This is a genomic window from Tessaracoccus luoxuelianae (genome assembly GCF_055326245.1).
In genome coordinates this window covers 78,681-97,143 of the sequence record NZ_JBUZNO010000011.1, presented here as the reverse complement: position 1 = coordinate 97,143, position 18,463 = coordinate 78,681, and the positions used below count along the sequence as shown (strand labels likewise).

The following is an 18,463-nucleotide window of genomic DNA, read 5'->3' as shown; positions in this document are numbered from 1 at the left end:
TTTGCAGATCCAGAACCCCTCCCCCCCCCCCCCCCCCCCCCACCTGAGGCCAACCCCAGCGAGGCTGGACCCTCGCGATCGCCGCCCCGCGATCTCGTGGGTCGCGATGTCGACGGTCAGGGCCTTGCCCGACAACTCCCACATGCGGTGCCGCAACCACTCGGCCTCCAGATCGGTGCCGATCAACTGGCCGTCGTTGGACACCCCGACGATCACCGCGCCACCACCGGGAGTGTTCGCCATGCAGGCTCCTGCGCGGCCTCCTGGTTGGGAGGACTACTGGGCCCGATGTTGCCTGGCGATCACGGCGACCATGCTCCTCCTTGAGGTCCACATACTGTCGCTCCACCGCGTCATCGATGACCTTCCCGTCTGCGAGGGCCGCGAGGGTGACCTGCACTTCAGCCTGGATCGGATCAGCGCCGAAAAGGATGGGCATCGCCTCCCGTCCTCGCTGATCATAATTTTGAACCCCTCAAACTTATGATCTGTACTCGAGTCAAGTCCTCATCAGCCAGAGATGCCTGCGTGGTGGTGGACGGCTTGGGCACCGACCAGGACGAGGCTCGGGAGGTGGGGGTCAGCGCTTCGAGGGCGTCGAGGAGGAGTCGCCGAGCGGCGACAAACAGGGACGACGGCGTCCACGTCAGTCCTTCGACGCGAGATCGGTCGCCGCCAGGGCGTCCATCAACTGCTCGGCCGCGGAGTCAGAGCGACTGCAACTCGTCCCTTCAGGGGTTGCCCGGCCAGGCAGTGTCAGCTATAGTCGACACGTGGTCGAGGTTTACACCAGCGAGGGCTTCGACCGTTGGCTCAGAAAGCTGAAGGACCGGCAGGGCAGGCTGCGGATCGTGGAACGGATCGACCGCCTCGCCCACGGGAATCCTGGTGATGTGAAGTCGGTCGGACAGGGCGTGCTCGAACTGCGCTTGAGTTTCGGTCCCAGCTATCGGGTCTACTTCACACAACACGGCGACCGTCTGGTCCTGTTGCTGTGTGGCGGCGACAAATCCACACAGCAACAGGACATCGAGAAGGCTCACCAACTTGCTGCCGACTGGCGTTCGAGGGAGGACGACGATGACGAAGAAGACTGAGAAGTACACCCCGTTCGATGCGGCTGATTATCTAGACGGCATCGATGATGTCGCCTCCTACCTGGAGATTGCGCTGGAGGAATCGGCCGAGGACCCCACGGCCGTTCCCCGCGCCCTTGGTGTCATCGCTCGCTCCCAGAACATGAGCGAACTCGCTCGCCGCGTCGGCATGAGCCGCGACGGCCTATACAAGGCGCTGTCCGATCAGGGCAACCCGACCTGGTCAACCGTCCTGAAGGTGACCAACGCACTGGGGCTGCGATTCACTCTGCACGCCGCCTGACTCACGAGCCGCCTGACTCACGAAAGGTACGCACATCGCGTTATCTCGAAGGTCGCGGCTTACGAGATGACGAGGTGCTGGTGACCGTCGATGCCTGCATGGACGATGTCGAGTTGTCCGGCGTGCGTGGTGGTATCAACAAGCAGCCTGGGCGCGCGTGCCGTGACGACCGAAGAGGCTCTGGCCGATGTTCAGGTGGTCATCCTGTCCATCCCCCTCAACCGCATCCCCGAGCTCGCTCCGCTGATCGCGCGCCTGCCCGAGGACACAGCGGTCATCGACACCTCCAATTGCTACCCGTTCCGCGACGACAAGATCGACGCGATTGAGGCCGGTCAAGTTGAGAGCGTGTGGGTTGCCGAGCAACTTGGCCGTCCGATCGCCAAGGCATGGAACGCGATCGGCTCGGCATCCTTCGCCAAGAAGGGCAAGCCTGCAGGTGCGCCCGATCGGATCGCGATTCCTGTCGCGGCCGACCGTGACAGGGACCGGGAGATCGCGATGGCGCTGGTCAATGACACCGGCCTGGACGCCTTCGACGCTGGTTCCCTCGCGGACTCGTGGCGCCAGCAGCCCGGCGCCCCCGCCTATTGCACGGACCTCAGCCACGCCGAAATTGGCGCTGCTTTGGACGCTGCCGAGCGGAACAGGCTGCCCAAGCACCGGGATCTCGGCGTAGCAGTCATGCAGGAGCGTCTCGGCGACGGCACCACCAACCCGGACGAAGAGTGGGGCGTCCGCCTCGCGCGGGTCATCAACATGTAGTCGGCCGCGGGCGCGACCCTTGCGCGCAAGCGTGCTTCGCTCACGAGGGTGGTGCCAGTGAGCGCTTGCGGTACCCATGGGTCGACCAGGACGGCCACCCTCACCCACCGCATCATCACCGACGCCACTTTGTACGGCTCACGCAAGCGCTGGCGACTCGCCACCGTGCAGACCTTCGTCCGCCACGGCCACACCTGGCTGGGCGTCGAAGGCCGTCGCCCACCTCCCTGAGGACCGCCGCGCTTTCGCGGCCGGCCCTACTCCCGGCGGCTGGCAAGTCATGGAGCTGTGGGACTCCGGCGATGCCCTGGATCGCTTCAACCGGGACGTCTACTTCCCAGCGGTTGCTGGGCTAGGGCGGGTGGGTTCCCCAAGCCCCCGGTCGTGACTGATGTCGAGACAGGGGACGCCTGGATCGGTGAGACTCGGCTCTCCTAACAAGCAGCGGCAATAGCCGGGAGCGCCCCGGTGCGATGCACGACGCTGCCGCGCCGCGTGTGAAACCGCCCGCTCGGCAACCGGCCGACCTCACCGAAGCCGCGCTTGACCTTGACCCGTGGTCTACCCATGATGCACCCCTCCCGTCACGCTCCGTAACGGGCTCGAGGACGGTGGGCTGGACAGCAGGCGACGCCGACGACGTTCCCCCCGCCCCGGATGTCGTGGGAATACGTGGGGATGGGAGGCCTCCGGAGGCCATCCGTGTCCACAACTGAGAAGGACCGAAGTCCTTGTCAGAGTGGATTTGATGTAGTCAGGGGACCATACATCGTTGTGCGCGAGAGAGGAGTTGAAGCTCTCTTCTGTCAGCCGACAATGGCCCCCTGACAAGGTCTTTTGCGGATTGATTGGCACTTCGTCACCTTGCCGTGGGGAATGCGTGGGGAATCGCTTCGAACCCGAGACCCGCGCGGATCTCGCGTCAGTAGCTGCCCCTCAGCATAGGCGGCCGGCATCCACGGCCCACAGGCAGAAGGTGAACGGTTCATCGCAGCGCTGCCAGCAGGTCGTTGCCCAGGGAGGCGAACGCGGGAGCGACCGTGGCGTCTCTTCCTGCGGCAGACGATGAAGGGAGCACGATTCGACGCCGGGGTGAGAACGCGTGCAGGCGCAAGATCTCGACGGCTTCATCGGCAACGACCGCTGCGTTCAGGTCACCCCCGCACTTGGTCAGTTCCAGCTGGTCGCAGGTGTCGACCGCCCGCAACAGCCCGCAGGCGCCGAGACCACCAATCTCCCCCGCATGGTCGGGCACGAGCAGCAGCGACCCCAGAACGCTGGCGTGACACTCCTCGCACTGCATCGCGGCCTCCCGTCACCGGCAAGACAAGCCAGTCACCCCGCATAACGGGTGCCGACCGCAGCCGGTGGACAGCTTCGGACACCACGGGGCCCCCACCCCGCCTCAAGCCACCGGACACCACAGGGCTGAGAGCACGACGTGACGCTTGCTGGCGCGTGGTTTGCTTTCGTTCTCCTCGCCGAAGGCGGAAGCCGCTGGGTGGAACGCCGGTGGCGCTGCTCACCCACCTGGGGGCCACCCTGGACGAGTGGGACCCCCGCGTGGTCGACGCCCTCGCCCAGCAGCATCGCGTCATCGCTCTGGGGGCACTGCCAGGGGCGGGAAGCTCCACCGTTAGCCGGGGTGGCGGCACGTCATCCCACCACTGGACAGGGAGAAGCGGACCGCCAGCCCGGTTCGACGGGCGTTCTCGAGGGCGGCGCTGCGGCCTCATCGGTGCTCCCGGCAGGCGCTACGGCGAGCCGTCGTGGCGATTCCACTGAGCCTCAACCCACGACGACCCTCACGCGTGCCAGGTTGTGGAGTCTGGCGAAGGGGGTCGCCGGGTCCGCGTCGCGCTGACCGGTGACTCGAGCCGATGAGCAGCGCGACCAGCGCCGCCACGAGATTCTCGCCACCACCCGGGCAGATGCTCACGGGCAGGACGGTCGCCGAACGGTCGCCGACATCAGCCTCAACGAGATCGCCCGACAGGTCGGCCTCGCCAAATCCAACGTGCTGCGCTACTTCGGCTCCCGCGAGGCCATCCTGCTCGCCCAGGAGTACGACGCATGGGTCGACGCGGTCTGTGACGCGCTGCCACGCGCCGGCGAGCCCGATCAGGTCGAACGGGTTTCCGGTGTCCTTGCCGCCACCGCTGCCGAGCAGCCCCTCCTGTGCGAACTGCTCATCGCCGCCCCCACGGTGCTCGAACACAACGTCACCTCGGATGAGGTGATCGCGTTCAAGCTCGCCGTCCAGGCCTCGATGCAGCGGCTCCTCGTCGCTCTGACGACCGATCTCGGCGAGTGGGACCCTCCTCCAGGGATCAATTCCTCGGCGGCCTGCACTCCCTCATCACTGGTCTGTGGGCGCTCGCCCACCCCTCCGCGGCGCTCATCGAGGCCATGGCCCGCGAGCCACGCATCCAGGCCCTACCACACGGGATGGAGGCCGCCACCCGTGAAGCACTCGCCACCCTGATCAGCGGTCTGCCGGGCTGGGGCTCGCACACGGCGCCGCCACCTCAGCCCAGCTGGTCGGTCACGGCGTGAGCGGCACCTGCCGATTCACTCCCAGGACTTCGCCGAAGGGTTCCATTGTCCCACTGCCGTCTCCGACAGCACGGGGTCGGCGAAGCCTGCGACCGCTGCGAGCACGTCGGCGAACGCCCCGGGAAGTTCATGCTCGCGGTGCGATCGTGTGCGCCATGCGCGCCACCTCTGCTGGGCCCAATCGCCCATCGGCGCGAGCGCCGGCAGAAGAGGCGTGAACGCCACGTTCCGGTACTCGGCCACGGTCTTCACCGACGCTCGGAACTCGGCCGCGCCGACCGGATGAAGACGGGTCAACACGTACACGTCCGCGAAGTCACGCCAGCGGGTGTTGGCGATACCGCGGTCGATTGCGGTGACGACCTTCTCCGCGAGCACCATCGTCAGCGGGTAGCCCAGCAGCGTCACCGGCGGGAGCCCGAGGGGCACGACGCGGGGAAGGTCAACAAGACGAGGTGCGGGCCAGATCGGGTCGCCGAAGTTCACGTCGATCCCGACAGTAAGCCGTGCGGTGCCCAGCGTCGCGGTGAGCTTGACCCGCACTCCCGCGTACTCGTCTTCCTCACGGATCGTCATCGCAGTGACGCTGGCCAGGTCGAACGCGAGCCCGTCGGCGACCTCCAGCGCCGCGATGATGCGAACGCGCTCGGCGACCTCCTCAGGGTCGCCGGTAAGCCTGGTGGCTTGCAGGTCGATGTCTTTGGTCGGGCGGCGCGCAGCGAACGCGGCCAGCAGGACGCCGCCCTTCAGCACGAAGTCATCGCGGTGCTCCGAGAGCGCGATGCGCGCCAGCAAGCCTTCGAGGGCGTACAGGGTCATCAGCTCCTGAACGTCTCCGCCGGCCTGTCGGGCGAGCCTGCGGATGGCGATGCTCGCATCGCCCGCCGGTGTGCCGTGCTGCGGGCTCGGGGTCACAGCAGCACTTCCAGCGCCGACTGAACCGCGGGACGCGCCTTCGGGAAGGAGTCAGCCAGCGCCAGTAGCGCGCCGGGACTGTTCCCCCTGCCACGCACCCACCGCTTGAGCGCACCGATGGCGAGGTCGCTGCCCCATACGTGCCGCAGCCGGAACAGGTCGATCAGGGTGCGCTCCCCCGAGAACAGGCCGATGGACAGCCCGAGCGGCAACTCATACTCGAGGCGCCCGATGCCGAAGGTGTCGGGATCGAAGCGGTGCCAGGCAATCGGCGCATGCTGGAGGGTGACCGGCTGCGTGCCGCGCGGGATGGCGATGTCACTGCGAGCGGGGATCTCATCTGTCAGCTCGTGCAGCGACAGCGCGGTGAGCAGGCACAACGTCGCGTCGGGCTTCTTCGCGGCGACCGCCATCCACGCGGCCGTCGTGTCATCCGTGAGCCCCGCCCGCAAGAATAGACCCGGGGCGATGCGCTCAAAATCCCCCGACTCGATCAGCCGGTCAAGACCATGTCGGGTGAGCCCCTGCGCGGCCAGGTCGTCGTAGCGCATCAGGTCAGGAAGCATCGCAGTGTCCATCATCACCTCACGTTCGACGGAATCAGATACAGACACATCATACCTGTGATGGTTTCCGATGACAGCACACGCATTTCGAGTCGTTGACCGCCCAATCGGTGTGCGGGTCTACGCCGAAGCAGCCGACGCCCGCATCGGGCACCTTCGCACCAAGAACACCCACCTCGAAATCGACCTGATCGTAGAAGCGGCAGACCGATCCACAATCGCGATCGAGGTCAAACTCACCGACACCATCAGACCCGCCAACGTCAAGCACCTCAACTGGCTCGACCAACAACTCGGCGACTGCCTCGTCGACCAGATGATCATCCACACCCGCAGACACGCCTACCGCCGCCCCGACGGCATCGCCGTCGTCCCCCTCGCACTCCTCGGGCCCTGAACCACCCAGCACCCCCGTCGACATAACCCGAACCCAGGCGCTACCGAGCGGAGGGGCATCCCCAACGCCGCAAAGAACCTGACAAGCGAGTCCTCTACAAGGGGCCCTCCCCCTCCTCGCCCTCCGCGACTTGACCGAGGTCGGCAGGTTCACACCCCGCGCGAAACTCTGGCCGCGGCGGTTGTGGCTCCACCCGCACGGCGGCAGCGGCGCGTCGTCGCAGGTGACGAGCTGATGTCGCCGTCGGGCAGTCAACGCTCATGACATCGGATTCTCTGGATAATCCGATGGAATAGCCGACAGGCGCTGGTCTCCTCGTCGAAGAGCAACTCGCCGCCGCCTGCCCTCCGGCTCGTCGACTCCTCAGGGGTAGCACTGATCGTTCTCGGTGAGGACATACCGGCTATCCAGACGCGAGTACCAAATCGCCCGATGGGCGCTCGGCCACGGCCAGGATGTGATGGATCAGCCGCGGGCCACGTCCGACACATTCTCTCGGATGCTGTTGCTGGCCGGGTTGGCCGACCATGAGGGTTGGGGTACACAAGTTTGGCGCCAACCTTCTATGCCGATGGAAGGGAGCGGGATGACCGCAACCGACACACTGGATCGTGAGGAACGACGGGTACCTGATCCTCGCCCGCTGCACCAGCCCGGCCTCAGTGGCGTCCGATGCTGATACCAACACCCCTGCGACGATCGACGGCCTTCACGCTCTCGATCAGCACCAGCAATCCGACGCCGGTGGCCGCTGCGATCATCAGATCGACCGCGCCCAGCGGCTCCAGCCTCAGGAAAACGCCCAGCGGCGTGTAGAGCGCTGCCAACTGCAGTGCCAGGACCAGTGCGGCGATCCACAGCAGCAGCGTGTTGGAGCGCCACCCGATCGTGGTGAGCGAGTCGTGGTGGGACCGGGTGGCGAAGGCCTGCCCGATCTGCAGGAACGCCAGGGTGGTGAACAGCATCGACTGCCACGCCGGGTTGCCGGTTTCGTGGTACCAGAAACCGATCCCCAGCGCCACGAAGCCGATGACCAAGCCGATCCACACGGTCCGGCGGCCCAGGCCACCCGTCCAGAGACTCCCGCCTGGCACATGCGGAGGCCTGCGCATCACCGTGGACTCGGCAGGCTCCTTGCCCATCGCGAGGCCCAGCAAGCCGTCGGTCATGAGGTTGAGCCAGAGCAGCTGCAGCGGGAGCAGGGCCACGGCCGCCGTCCCATCGAAGGGGAGGAGGAGGAACGGGATGGGCCATCCGACCATGACGATGATCTTGCCGAGGTTTCCGGCCACGGCGAACGAGACGAACCGGCGCAGGTTGTCGTAGATGACCCTGCCCTCCTCGACGGCGGCGATGATGGTGGCGAAGTTGTCGTCGCGCAGCACCATGTCCGAGGCCTCCTTCGAGACGTCGGTGCCAGTGATGCCCATGGCCACGCCGATGTCGGACTTCTTCAACGCGGGTGCGTCGTTGACGCCGTCGCCCGTCATGGCCACGATCTGGCCGTGACGCTGCAGCGAGTCAACCAGGCGGAGCTTGTGCTCGGGCGAGACGCGGGCGAACACGTTCACCGTCCTGCTGGCGTGATCGAACTCCTCGGCGTCAAGGCGGTCCAGCTCGACGCCGGTCAGCACGCCCCCGTCGCGCCCGATACCGAGCTCGCGGGCGATGGCCTGCGCGGTCAGGGGGTGGTCGCCTGTGATCATGACCGGCCGGATGCCCGCGCCCTGGCAGATGGCAACGGCAGCGGCCACCTCGGGCCGCGGGGGATCGATGATGCCGACGACACCCAGCAGGACGAGGTCGGTCTCAGGGTCGGCCGGCGTGCTGCCCGGAGGAACGAGCCGCACGGCGAGGCCCAGCACCCGCTGGCCACGGGAGGCCAGGTCCTTGTTAGTGTCCTCGACCCAGTCGCGTGCCGCATCGTCGAAGGTCCGGATGGCGCCGTCCGCGAACACTTCCGTGGCGCGCGTGACGAGCCCGTCGACGGCTCCCTTGACAAAGATGAGATCAAGGTCCTGTGGCAGCTGTGCGAGTTCAGGCACCCGCCCGGCCAGCGTCGCGTGCCGGGTGCTCATGCGTTTGCGCTCGGAATCGAACGGCAACTCCCCGATCCTCGCCATGACCGTGCGCAACGACGCGACATCGATCCCACCGGCCTGGGCGGCCTCGAGCAGGCAGGCCTCAGTGGGGTCGCCGATTGTCTCGATCCCCTCCCCGTCGACGTGGCGAAGTTCGGCATTGTTGCACAGCGCCCCGGCCGCCAAGGCGACAAGGGCCGCATCCGACGGCGAATCGCCACCCAAAGTCCAGGCGCCGTCGGGCAGGACGAGCGTCGAGACCGTCATCTTGTTCTGGGTGAGGGTGCCCGTCTTGTCCGAACAGATGGTGGTGACCGAGCCCAGCGTCTCTACCGCAGGCAGTTTGCGCACCAGCGCGTTGCGCCGCAGCATCCGCTGTGCACCCACAGCCAGCGTGAAAGTCACGACGGCCGGTAGACCCTCTGGGATGACCGCAACTGCCACAGAGATGGCGGTGAGAACGAGGTTGCTCCACGTCTCGCCGGCTAGCGCGCCAAGGAGCGCAACCACACCGGCGGTGACCACGCCCAGGACGGCCAACTGTTTGCCGACATGGTCGAGGCGCGCCTGGAGCGGGGTCTGCTCCGTCGTGACCCCTTGGAGCAGGTCGGCGATTCTGCCCAGCTGCGTGCCCATCCCGGTGGCGATGACCAGGCCCACTCCGCGGCCGTAGGTGACCTCGGTGCCGGAGAATGCCATGTTGATGCGATCCCCGACGGGAAGGTCTGCACCGGCCAGTGGTGCGGTGTTCTTGTCCACGGCCTCGGACTCGCCGGTCAGGGCAGCCTCCTGGATCCTCAGGGAGACCACCTCCACGAGTCGTAGATCGGCGGGGACAACGGTGCCTGCGTCCAGTTGGATCACGTCGCCCGGCACCAACTGCCTGGCCGGCACTGAGACCGTGACGCCGTCGCGCAGCACCCGCACGGTGGGGACCGTCATCTGGCGAAGCGCGGCGATTGCCTTCTCCGCGCGGTACTCCTGGAAGAAGCCGAGCAGCGCGAACAGAAGCACGATCCCGCCGATGGCACCGGCCTCCAAGAACTTGCCGAGGATGAGCGACAAGACCGTGGCCGCGATGAGGATCAGCACCATCACCGAGGTGAACTGCTCCCACAGGATCTTCCAGGCCGGCTTGCCGCCACGGTCTACCAGTTCGTTGGTGCCGAAGCGCTCCAAGCGCTTCTCGGCCTCCGCCATCGAAATTCCGGAGGTCTGGGAGCCCGTCCGGGCCAGAGCGTCCTCCACACTGATCACGTGCCAGGAGGGATCAGTCTCGACGGGGCTGTCAGCGGTGAGATTCTCTATGGACAAGTCTGTCTCCTGGTGTGAGGTGCATAGAAAGGAAGCACGTCGAGTCCCGCCAGATGGCCGATCCCACGGGCTTGCGCCGTACTGACGTCGGACCCGCTTCGGGATACTCCCTCTCCGGACGACCTCGAGGAACTCGCCCGTGGGAGCAGCCGCAATGAGGGCGCCCCGGACCCGGGCGGCGAGGAGCCCTGAGTGGGATCGATGCCAATTGGAGAAGGCGGGGAGCAGCGCAGCGCCTGTTACCGCTTCGGCTATCCAGTGTTCTGCAGCCCGGCCGCTGCTCCGTTCACGGTGGTCAACAGGACCCGGGTCCACAGATCCGGGTCCTCCTGCGAAGGGGCGTCGTCTCCTGGAGCAGCCTCGCGCATGACGCGCAGTGCGCGCAACTGGAGGTGGCTGAGCGCGTCGATGGACGGGGCCCGCAGAGCAATCCGCGTACCGAGCCGGGGCTTGCGCTCCAGCAACTCCTCCTGTTCGAGGATCGCCAGCACCAGGCTGCGCGTCATTTCGAACTCCTCCAGCACCGCGCTTGTGACGCCCTCGTGCCCGCCGAGCGCGAGGAACGACTTCGCCAGGCGCGGGTTCGCCTTCGCGAGGCTCATCTCGGCGATGTCGATCAGACTGGCGAACAGCGGCCATTGACTGTAGGCCGCGCGCAACCGGTGGAGGTCTCCCACAGCGGCGAGTCCTGAGCCCAGCCCGAACCAGCCGGGCACGTTTGCCCTGATTTGGGACCAGGCGAACACCCAGGGGATGGCCCGGAAGTCACGGAGATCCCTACCCTTCTCGGCGCCGCTTCGCCGCGCCGGGCGGGACCCGAGCCGCAGCCGGCCCAACTCCTCAAGCGGGCTCGACTCAGCGACGACGTCGGCGAAACCAGGCATGCGCACAAAGCTGAGGTAGGTCTCGCGGGAAATCCGCTCCACGGTCGTCGCGACATCGTCGAATTCCTCAGCGGCGGCACGGTTGCGGTGCACCACGTCGTCGGTGTCTGCGAGCAGCACCGCCGACGTGAGTCGTTCCAGGTGCGCCTGGGCCAGGGTCACGTCCGCGTATCGGGCGAAGATGACCTCGCCCTGCTCGGTGACCTTGAACCGGCCGGAGACCGAGCCCGGCGGCTGGGCCAGGATGGCCCGGTGGACAGGCCCTCCGCCACGGCCCAGGGATCCGCCTCGGCCGTGGAACAGCGTGAGCTGGATGTCGTTGCGCTGTGCCCACTCCACGATCTCGGTCTGCGCCCGGTAGAGAGTCAGGGTCGCGCTGGCCGGTCCGACGTCCTTGGCCGAGTCCGAGTAGCCGACCATCACCTCGACGTGCCGGTCCACGTCGTCGAGCCAGCTGCGGGTGCTCTCCAGCGTGATCCAGTCCTCAAGGACGCCGACGGCCCCGTGCAGGTCGGCTCCGGTTTCGAACAGCGGCACCACGTCCAATCTGAGGTCGCCCTCCCCTACCGCGAGGCGGGCAAGTGCGCGCACTGCGACGAGGTGCTGAGCGTGCTGGGTGAAGCTCACCACGTGACGGCCACAGGACTGGGTCCCCCAGCGCTCCTGAATCCAGGACATGACCCGAAGCGTGTCGAGCACTTCTCGGGCGGCGTCGCTGAGCGCGCGGACGTGGGCCGGCCACCCGTTGACCGCGAGCGAGTCGAGTAGTTGCAGCCGGGTGGGGCCAGCGGGCGCTTCTGGGTCCCAGTCGAGCTGCCCCAGCAGTTCGTCGAGTACCGCCCGGTGGACATCGCTGTGTTGGCGCACCTCTAGGTCGGCCAAGTGAAAACCGAAAGTCTCGGCCAGCCACACCAGATGCTGGAGTTCTCCGAAAGCCGCCCGCGTGTCTCCCGCCCGCTCCAGGGAGGTCTGGATCATCGTGAGGTCAGCCACCAGCTCAACGGGCTCGCGGTAGGCAAGATCGATCCGGCCCTCCCGCGTGGCGGTGAGCCTGGTGGCGACAAAGAGCAGTTTCTGCCGGTGCGGTTCTCCCGGAGAGGACTTGCGGATCGATTGGAAGATCTCCGGCGCCGTGACCGCATCACGGGCCAGCGCATTGGCCAGCTCGGGCGACGGGGGGCTGGCCTCCTCGCTCATCGTGAGGGTGCGGGCGACGCGTTCCGCCGCGGTGGTGAGCGCCGTAAGGATACATTCCGCCTGGATGGTCATGGTCTGCCGGGTGACCTCGGCTGTGACGAACGGGTTACCGTCACGGTCACCGCCCACCCAGGAACCGAACCGCAGGAAGCCGGGAACCGACGGGCGACACCGGCCCGGCTCCCCGTCGGCGATCGCGGACTCGACAGTGCGGTACAACCGTGGCACCGCTTGAAACAGCGTCTGGTCGAACACGGACATCACGGTGCGAACCTCGTCCGAGGGTTGTGGTGGTGCGGTGCGCAGGGGGGAGGTTCGGCTGAGGATGTCGATCTCCTCCAGCATCCGGCGCTGAGCAAAATCCCGCTCTTGTGAGCCGGAGCTCGGATCGTCGTAGCGGTCCAGTTGTTCGGCGATCCGGTGTAGGGCTGAGGAGACAGCGCGCCTGCGAGCTTCCGTGGGGTGTGCGGTCAGCACCGGATGGATGCGGAGGTTCTTCACCCGAGCCGCCGCGGGGCCGAGTGCAGCCACCGCCGGCCACACGTCCGGCGCAGTGCCCGCCACCTCGGAGTGTGTCCCGCGAATGAGCCTGGAGCGGTACCGCTCCTCGCTGAGGTTGATCAGGTGGAAGTGAACGGTCAGGGCCTGCGCGAGTTGAAGCGCCTGAGTAGCGGTCAGTGCCCCGACGATCCGGCCAGGCTCCTCGGGGTCGCCGCCATCGGCGGCCCGTGCCGCAGAGTCCTGCACTTGCCGCATAAGCGTGGCGAGCGCGCCGGCTCCCCACTCGTGGAGCACCTGCTCATGCAGTTGTGTGAGGATGTCGATGTCGGCTTCCAGGAGCCGGTCAAGACCGTACGGATCCTGGTCCAGGTGGATCGCCTCGGCAAGGGGATTGATCATTGGTACCTCTCTATTTCGTGAATGAAGAATCGGGTATCATGCTCCACTATGGCACCTGGCGACTGGACCTTTCTCTCCAATTACGGCCACGTCCTCGTGGCCCTGGCCAGAACCCCTACTGCGCGGATGCGAGACATCGCGCAGCAGGTGGGTATCACTGAACGCGCCGTGCAGCAGATCGTCGGTGAGTTGGTGACGCAGGGTTACGTGATCAAGGAAAAGTCGGGACGGCGAAATGAGTATCGCCTGGCTCCCGACACCCACCTGCGCCACAACCTGGAGCGCGGCGTCAGGGTCGCCGACTTCGTGGCGATGGTGAGCGGGGCTGGTGAAGCGAATGTGACTCGCGGGACGCCGAACAGGGCGAAGAGTTGACTTACCCATGCCCCCATCTCTCGCGATCGGGCGTTGCGGTCGGTCTGCCCCCCGCCTCGCACTGGACTTGCTACTGCTCCTAGTTTCCGGAATTGCAATTCGCGTGTCAAGTCGCTATTATTCTGACCATGGACGAGGACTTCTTCGGCGATCTCATCGCTGCGAACCAGCGCTACGCGAGGTCCGGACCCCGCCCCTTCGACGGCATCGCACACGCAGGGATCGCCATCGTGACATGCATGGACTCACGCCTGGAGCCCTTGGAGATGCTGGGCCTGACACTGGGCGAGGCCAAGATCATGCGCACGCCTGGGGGCCATGTCACAGTGGACGCGCTCACCGGATGCGTGTTGGCCGCACACCTTCTCAACGTGGACCGCATCCTGATCGTCCAACACACCCGCTGTGCCATGGCCAGCGGGGACGACGATGCGATCCGTCGGCGCGTGTCGGAGACGACCGGTGCGGACCTCGGCACCCTGCCCATCGGGGCGGACCCGGACCAGCATGGCCGGATACACGCCGATGTCGCACTGCTGCGGCAGCACCCGTTGCTCTCTGACCGGATTAGGGTCGGAGGCTTCCTGTACGACGTTGAGACCAGCCTCCTGGAACAGATCGCATGAGCGCCCCCCCTGCTCAGGGCAGCTCCAGCGAGGCTTACGCAGGGACCGCTCGTTTTCCGATGCCAGCACTGCTGGTCTTGGAGGACGGGCGGTTCTTCTGCGGCACGTCGTTCGGTGCCGCTGGAGAGACTTTCGGGGAGGCCGTCTTCTCCACAGGCATGACGGGCTACCAGGAGACTCTCACCGATCCCAGCTACCACCGCCAGGTCCTGATCGCGACGGCTCCCCACATCGGCAACACCGGATGGAACGAGCAGGACAATGAGTCGCGCAGGATCTGGGTGGCCGGTTACGTGGTCCGCGACCCTTCACGGATCCACTCGAGTTGGCGCGCCAACGGCTCCCTGGACGACGAACTGCGGCGGCAAGGGATCGTCGGCATCGCCGACCTCGACACGCGGGCGCTGACGCGCCACATCCGTGACAACGGCGCGATGCGGGTGGGCGTCTCCACGATCGAGACCGACCCCCAACAACTGCTTGCGCGGGTGTTGGAGACGCAGCCCATGCTGGGGGCGGACCTCGTGGCCGATGTCACAGTGGCTTCGAAGCAGGTCGTCCCGGCAGTGGGCAGGAAGCGCTTCACAGTCGCCGCGATCGATCTCGGCATCAAGGACATGACTGCCACCCGGCTCGCCCAGCGAGGAATCGAGGTGCACGTCCTGCCTGCTGCGAGCACCCTCGACGACATCACCGCAGTGGGTCCCGATGGAGTCTTCTTCTCCAACGGGCCCGGCGACCCGGCGGCAGCCGGGCGTGCGGTGGACCTTCTCACCGAGATTCTGGATGCGGGGCTGCCCTACTTCGGGATCTGCTTCGGCAACCAGATCTTCGGTCGCGCACTCGGCTTCGGCACCTACAAGCTGAAGTACGGCCATCGCGGCATCAACCAGCCGGTGATGGACCTGGCCAGGGGCACGGTGGAGATCACCGCCCAGAACCACGGCTTCGCCGTCGATGCCCCTCTGGGCCAGTCCGTGTCCACCCGCTGGGGAACCGCACGAGTTTCCCACGTCTGTCTCAACGACGATGTGGTCGAGGGCCTGGAGTTGCGTGACTCTTCCGGCCGACTGACTGCCTTCGCTGTTCAGTATCACCCGGAGGCAGCCGCCGGACCGCACGACGCCGACTACCTGTTCGACCGCTTCGTCGACGTCATGGCAGGAAGGGACGCCTGATGCCCCGTCGCACCGACATCTCCTCGATCATGGTGATCGGCTCCGGGCCGATCGTCATCGGGCAGGCGTGCGAGTTCGACTACTCCGGCACGCAGGCCTGCCGCGTGTTGCGCGAGGAGGGGTTCCGGGTGATCCTGGTCAACTCCAACCCGGCCACCATCATGACGGACCCCGAGTACGCCGACGCAACTTACATAGAACCGATCAGGCCCGAGTACCTCGAACAGATCATCGCCGCGGAGCGCCCCGACGCGCTGCTCGCGACGCTTGGAGGCCAGACCGCACTCAACGCCGCCATGACCCTGTTCAAGAACGGGGTGCTCGACCGCTACGGTGTCGAACTCATCGGCGCCTCCGTCGACGCCATCGAAAAGGCGGAGAACAGGCTGGAGTTCAACCAGATCGTCACCTCACTCAAGGTGCCCGGCGCTGACGCCGGTGTGGCACGCTCGCGAATCTGCCAGGTCATGGACGAAGTCCTTGCCGCCGCGGGGATCCTCGGATACCCCATCGTGGTCCGGCCGAGCTTCACCATGGGCGGGCTCGGCTCCGGCATCGCCTACAACCAGGAGGAACTGATCCGGATCGCCGGGGCAGGACTTTCGGCGTCGCCGGTCACCGAGGTGCTGATCGAGGAGTCGATCATCGGCTGGAAAGAGTTCGAACTCGAAGTCATGCGCGACGGATCGGACAACGTCGTGATCGTGTGCTCCATCGAGAACCTAGACCCCATGGGCGTGCACACCGGGGACTCCATCACAGTGGCCCCCGCCATGACGCTCACAGACAGGGAGTACCAGGCCATGCGCGACGTGGCCATCGCGGTGACCAGGGCGGTCGGCGTCGAAACTGGCGGCTGCAACGTCCAGTTCGCACTCAACCCTGTCGACGGGCGGCTGATAGTGGTGGAGATGAACCCGCGGGTCTCCCGATCCTCGGCGCTGGCCTCGAAGGCCACCGGCTTCCCGATCGCGAAGATCGCAGCGAAGGTGGCGGTGGGCTACACCCTCGACGAGATCCCCAACGACATCACCGGCGAGACGCCCGCCTCGTTCGAACCGTCGCTGGATTACGTCGTGGTCAAGTGCCCGCGCTTCGCGTTCGAGAAGTTCCCAACCGCTGACAGCACCCTCACCACGCACATGAAGTCAGTGGGCGAGGCCATGGCCATCGGCCGAAGCTTCACCGAAGCACTCGGCAAGGCTCTGCGCTCGCTGGAGGACCCGGCGGCTCTCTTCGACTTCACTCGCCCGATCATCGAGAGCGTGGACGAGCTGCTGCGCCGCATCGCCCGACCGCACGACCACCGCCTCGCCCTCATCATGCAGGCGCTTCGTGCCGGCGCCACCTCGGCACAGGTGGTAGAAGCAACCCGGATCGATCCGTGGTTCGTCGACCAGCTGCAGCTGATCCGCGAGACGGCCGACCAGGTGTGCTCGGCCCCAGAGCTGACGGGCGGGCTCATGCGGCTCTCCAAGCGACACGGCCTCTCCGACGATCAGATCGCCGACCTGCGCAATCTCAGCCCTGACGTTGTCCGTGGCCTCCGCTGGGCGTTCGGCATCCGGCCCGTGTACAAGACGGTCGACACCTGTGCCGCCGAGTTCGCGGCCCGGACGCCGTACCACTACTCCAGCTACGACGAGGAGACCGAGGTCGAGCCCCGCGCCCGGCCCGCCGTCATTATCCTGGGCAGCGGTCCCAACCGAATCGGGCAAGGCATCGAGTTCGACTACTCGTGCGTGCACGCGGCCATGGCGTTGCGGGACGCCGGCTACGAGACGGTGATGGTCAACTGCAACCCCGAGACGGTCTCGACCGACTACGACACCACCGACCGGCTGTACTTCGAACCCCTGACGCTGGAGGACGTGCTGGAGGTGGTCCATGCCGAGCTCGCGGCCGGGCCCGTGGCGGGCGTCCTCGTGCAGCTGGGCGGGCAGACGCCGCTCAAGCTCGCACAGGCGCTCAAAGACCGCGGAGTCCACATCGTGGGCACGTCGCCAGAGGCCATCCACCTGGCGGAGGATCGCGGAGAATTCGGCGCCCTCCTCAGCGCCGCGGGCCTGCTGTCCCCCCAGCACGGCACGGCCGTCTCCGCCGGACAGGCGCTGGCGGTCGCCCACACGATCGGTTACCCCGTGCTGGTTCGTCCCAGCTACGTGCTGGGCGGGCGCGGCATGGAGATCGTCTACGACGACGCCTCACTGGTGAGCTACATCCAACGCGCAACCGAGATCGACCCCTCGCACCCCGTGCTCGTGGACCGGTTTCTCGACGACGCGATCGAGATCGACATCGATGCGCTCTTCGACGGGGCGGAGCTCTACATCGGCGGCGTGATGGAACACATCGAGGAGGCCGGCATCCACTCCGGCGACTCGGCGTGCACCCTTCCTCCGATTACCCTCGGTACCGAGACCATCGACCAGATTCGCAGCTCCACCGAGATCATCGCCAAACGGATCGGGGTGAAGGGCCTGATCAACATTCAGTACGCGCTGCTCGGCGATGTGCTCTACGTGCTTGAGGCCAACCCGCGGTCATCGCGGACCGTGCCCTTCGTCTCGAAAGCCACCGGCACGCCGCTGGCCAAGGCCGCAGCCCGCATCTCACTCGGCGCGATGATCGCCGAACTCCGCTCAGAGGGAATGCTCCGATCCGGGGGAGACGGCGCGACGGCGCTCGCGTCGGCACCGATCGCCGTGAAGGAAGCCGTGTTGCCCTTCAACCGGTTCCGCAGCCCCGAGGGCGTCGGCGTCGATCCGCTGCTCGGCCCGGAGATGAGATCCACAGGCGAGGTCATGGGGCTCGATGCGGCCTTTGGCCCCGCCTTTGCCAAGAGCCAGGCCGCGTCGTTCTCCGCTCTTCCCACGACTGGGACGGTGTTCGTCTCGGTGGCGAATCGCGACAAGCGGCACGCGATCTTCCCGATCAAGAGGCTCGCCGACCTCGGGTTCCGGATCCTGGCCACCGAGGGCACGGCACAGGTGCTGCGTCGCCACGATGTTGCGGTCACTGTGCTCCGGAAAGCGTCGCAAGGTCCAGGTCCCAACGGTGAGCTGACGGTGGTGCAGGCCATCGCGGCAGGCGAGATCGACCTCGTGGTCAACACGCCGCACGGCCACTCGCTCCATGGCAGCCCCCGACAGGACGGCTGGGAGATTCGCGGCGCGGCCATCCGCGCCGGCGTGCCTTGCGTCACCACGACCCAGGCCCTCGCGGCGTGCGTGCAGGGCGTCGAATCCCTGCGCCAAGGAACCCCGGGGGTGCGTTCGCTGCAGTCCTGGAACGCCGCGATTCAAGCTGATCTCCCCTGATCCGTGGCC

Annotated in this window: 16 protein-coding genes and 1 pseudogene; 11 read left to right on the top strand and 6 right to left on the bottom strand. The window is 66.6% G+C overall.

From position 1 onward, the window contains the following. A partial coding sequence (locus ACZK39_RS15055) for an AlbA family DNA-binding domain-containing protein (protein ID WP_463613769.1) occupies positions 1–243 on the bottom strand: 243 nt, incomplete at its 3' end. A 530-nt stretch (positions 244–773) separates the two neighbouring features. Between ACZK39_RS15055 and ACZK39_RS15050 the strand changes: the two genes are divergently transcribed. From ACZK39_RS15050 to ACZK39_RS15035, 4 genes are all read left to right on the top strand, one after another. Beyond that, positions 774–1,097 carry a type II toxin-antitoxin system RelE/ParE family toxin gene (locus ACZK39_RS15050; RefSeq protein ID WP_459055954.1) on the top strand — a complete coding sequence of 108 codons (324 nt, stop codon included), beginning with the start codon at positions 774–776 and terminating at the stop codon, positions 1,095–1,097. Continuing rightward, entirely contained in the window at positions 1,081–1,380 is a 300-nt protein-coding gene (locus ACZK39_RS15045) for an addiction module antidote protein (protein ID WP_182800420.1), read from the top strand. The genes ACZK39_RS15050 and ACZK39_RS15045 overlap by 17 nt, the downstream gene beginning before the upstream one ends. Before the next feature lie 90 nt (positions 1,381–1,470). Next, positions 1,471–2,145 carry an NADPH-dependent F420 reductase gene (locus tag ACZK39_RS15040; protein WP_459055953.1) on the top strand — a complete coding sequence of 225 codons (675 nt, stop codon included), beginning with the start codon at positions 1,471–1,473 and terminating at the stop codon, positions 2,143–2,145. 57 nt (positions 2,146–2,202) lie between these two features. After that, entirely contained in the window at positions 2,203–2,376 is a 174-nt protein-coding gene (locus tag ACZK39_RS15035) for a hypothetical protein (RefSeq protein ID WP_459055952.1), read from the top strand. Between the two features lie 754 nt (positions 2,377–3,130). On the opposite strand, the gene ACZK39_RS15030 is transcribed toward ACZK39_RS15035, so the two are convergent. Next, on the bottom strand, positions 3,131–3,448 hold the full coding sequence (locus ACZK39_RS15030; protein ID WP_459055951.1) for a hypothetical protein: 318 nt from the start codon (positions 3,446–3,448) through the stop codon (positions 3,131–3,133). Positions 3,449–4,012: 564 nt separating this feature from the next. On the opposite strand from ACZK39_RS15030, the pseudogene ACZK39_RS15025 reads away from it, so the two are divergent. Then, a pseudogene (locus ACZK39_RS15025) lies at positions 4,013–4,453 on the top strand (TetR/AcrR family transcriptional regulator); the annotation flags it as partial. Between the two features lie 2 nt (positions 4,454–4,455). Beyond that, a complete protein-coding gene (locus ACZK39_RS15020; protein WP_459055950.1) occupies positions 4,456–4,701 on the top strand; it encodes a hypothetical protein in 246 nt (81 codons plus the stop codon). A 15-nt stretch (positions 4,702–4,716) separates the two neighbouring features. Here ACZK39_RS15020 and ACZK39_RS15015 read toward each other — a convergent pair whose 3' ends face one another. Further along, a complete protein-coding gene (locus ACZK39_RS15015; RefSeq protein ID WP_459055949.1) occupies positions 4,717–5,616 on the bottom strand; it encodes a nucleotidyl transferase AbiEii/AbiGii toxin family protein in 900 nt (299 codons plus the stop codon). After that, the gene (locus tag ACZK39_RS15010) at positions 5,613–6,197 is read right to left on the bottom strand and encodes a type IV toxin-antitoxin system AbiEi family antitoxin domain-containing protein (protein WP_459055948.1); all 585 of its coding nucleotides are present in this window, start codon (positions 6,195–6,197) and stop codon (positions 5,613–5,615) included. Before ACZK39_RS15010 ends, ACZK39_RS15015 begins: the two co-directional genes overlap by 4 nt. A 55-nt stretch (positions 6,198–6,252) precedes the next feature. On the opposite strand from ACZK39_RS15010, the gene ACZK39_RS15005 reads away from it, so the two are divergent. Continuing rightward, positions 6,253–6,579 (top strand): DUF4143 domain-containing protein, encoded by a 327-nt coding sequence (locus tag ACZK39_RS15005; RefSeq protein WP_459055947.1) that lies wholly within the window; start codon positions 6,253–6,255, stop codon positions 6,577–6,579. Positions 6,580–7,238: 659 nt separating this feature from the next. On the opposite strand, the gene ACZK39_RS15000 is transcribed toward ACZK39_RS15005, so the two are convergent. Next, positions 7,239–9,974, bottom strand: coding sequence for a cation-translocating P-type ATPase (locus tag ACZK39_RS15000; protein WP_463613768.1), 2,736 nt, complete (start codon positions 9,972–9,974; stop codon positions 7,239–7,241). A gap of 251 nt (positions 9,975–10,225) precedes the next feature. Continuing rightward, the gene (locus ACZK39_RS14995) at positions 10,226–12,955 is read right to left on the bottom strand and encodes a phosphoenolpyruvate carboxylase (RefSeq protein WP_463613767.1); all 2,730 of its coding nucleotides are present in this window, start codon (positions 12,953–12,955) and stop codon (positions 10,226–10,228) included. Between the two features lie 48 nt (positions 12,956–13,003). Here ACZK39_RS14995 and ACZK39_RS14990 point away from each other — a divergent pair, with 48 nt between their 5' ends. The 4 genes from ACZK39_RS14990 (at position 13,004) to carB (ending at position 18,454) form a co-directional block, all read left to right on the top strand. After that, on the top strand, positions 13,004–13,330 hold the full coding sequence (locus ACZK39_RS14990) for a helix-turn-helix transcriptional regulator (protein WP_459017855.1): 327 nt from the start codon (positions 13,004–13,006) through the stop codon (positions 13,328–13,330). A gap of 128 nt (positions 13,331–13,458) precedes the next feature. Further along, positions 13,459–13,956 carry a beta-class carbonic anhydrase gene (locus tag ACZK39_RS14985; protein WP_463613766.1) on the top strand — a complete coding sequence of 166 codons (498 nt, stop codon included), beginning with the start codon at positions 13,459–13,461 and terminating at the stop codon, positions 13,954–13,956. Positions 13,957–14,015: 59 nt separating this feature from the next. After that, the gene (carA, locus tag ACZK39_RS14980) at positions 14,016–15,134 is read left to right on the top strand and encodes a glutamine-hydrolyzing carbamoyl-phosphate synthase small subunit (RefSeq protein ID WP_463613765.1); all 1,119 of its coding nucleotides are present in this window, start codon (positions 14,016–14,018) and stop codon (positions 15,132–15,134) included. Continuing rightward, the gene (carB, locus tag ACZK39_RS14975) at positions 15,134–18,454 is read left to right on the top strand and encodes a carbamoyl-phosphate synthase large subunit (protein ID WP_463613764.1); all 3,321 of its coding nucleotides are present in this window, start codon (positions 15,134–15,136) and stop codon (positions 18,452–18,454) included. Before carA ends, carB begins: the two co-directional genes overlap by 1 nt. The last annotated feature ends 9 nt before the right edge of the window (positions 18,455–18,463 follow it).

What these genes read in the sequence shown, in the direction of transcription:
- ACZK39_RS15045 (WP_182800420.1), top strand. Translation starts at nt 1,081, where the DNA reads ATGACGAAGAAGACTGAGAAGTACACCCCGTTCGATGCGGCTGATTAT.
- ACZK39_RS15040 (WP_459055953.1), top strand. Translation starts at nt 1,471, where the DNA reads ATGCCTGCATGGACGATGTCGAGTTGTCCGGCGTGCGTGGTGGTATCA.
- ACZK39_RS15030 (WP_459055951.1), bottom strand. Translation starts at nt 3,448, where the DNA reads ATGCAGTGCGAGGAGTGTCACGCCAGCGTTCTGGGGTCGCTGCTGCTC.
- ACZK39_RS15010 (WP_459055948.1), bottom strand. Translation starts at nt 6,197, where the DNA reads ATGATGGACACTGCGATGCTTCCTGACCTGATGCGCTACGACGACCTG.
- ACZK39_RS15005 (WP_459055947.1), top strand. Translation starts at nt 6,253, where the DNA reads ATGACAGCACACGCATTTCGAGTCGTTGACCGCCCAATCGGTGTGCGG.
- ACZK39_RS14995 (WP_463613767.1), bottom strand. Translation starts at nt 12,955, where the DNA reads ATGATCAATCCCCTTGCCGAGGCGATCCACCTGGACCAGGATCCGTAC.
- ACZK39_RS14990 (WP_459017855.1), top strand. Translation starts at nt 13,004, where the DNA reads ATGGCACCTGGCGACTGGACCTTTCTCTCCAATTACGGCCACGTCCTC.
- ACZK39_RS14985 (WP_463613766.1), top strand. Translation starts at nt 13,459, where the DNA reads ATGGACGAGGACTTCTTCGGCGATCTCATCGCTGCGAACCAGCGCTAC.
- carA (WP_463613765.1), top strand. Translation starts at nt 14,016, where the DNA reads ATGCCAGCACTGCTGGTCTTGGAGGACGGGCGGTTCTTCTGCGGCACG.
- carB (WP_463613764.1), top strand. Translation starts at nt 15,134, where the DNA reads ATGCCCCGTCGCACCGACATCTCCTCGATCATGGTGATCGGCTCCGGG.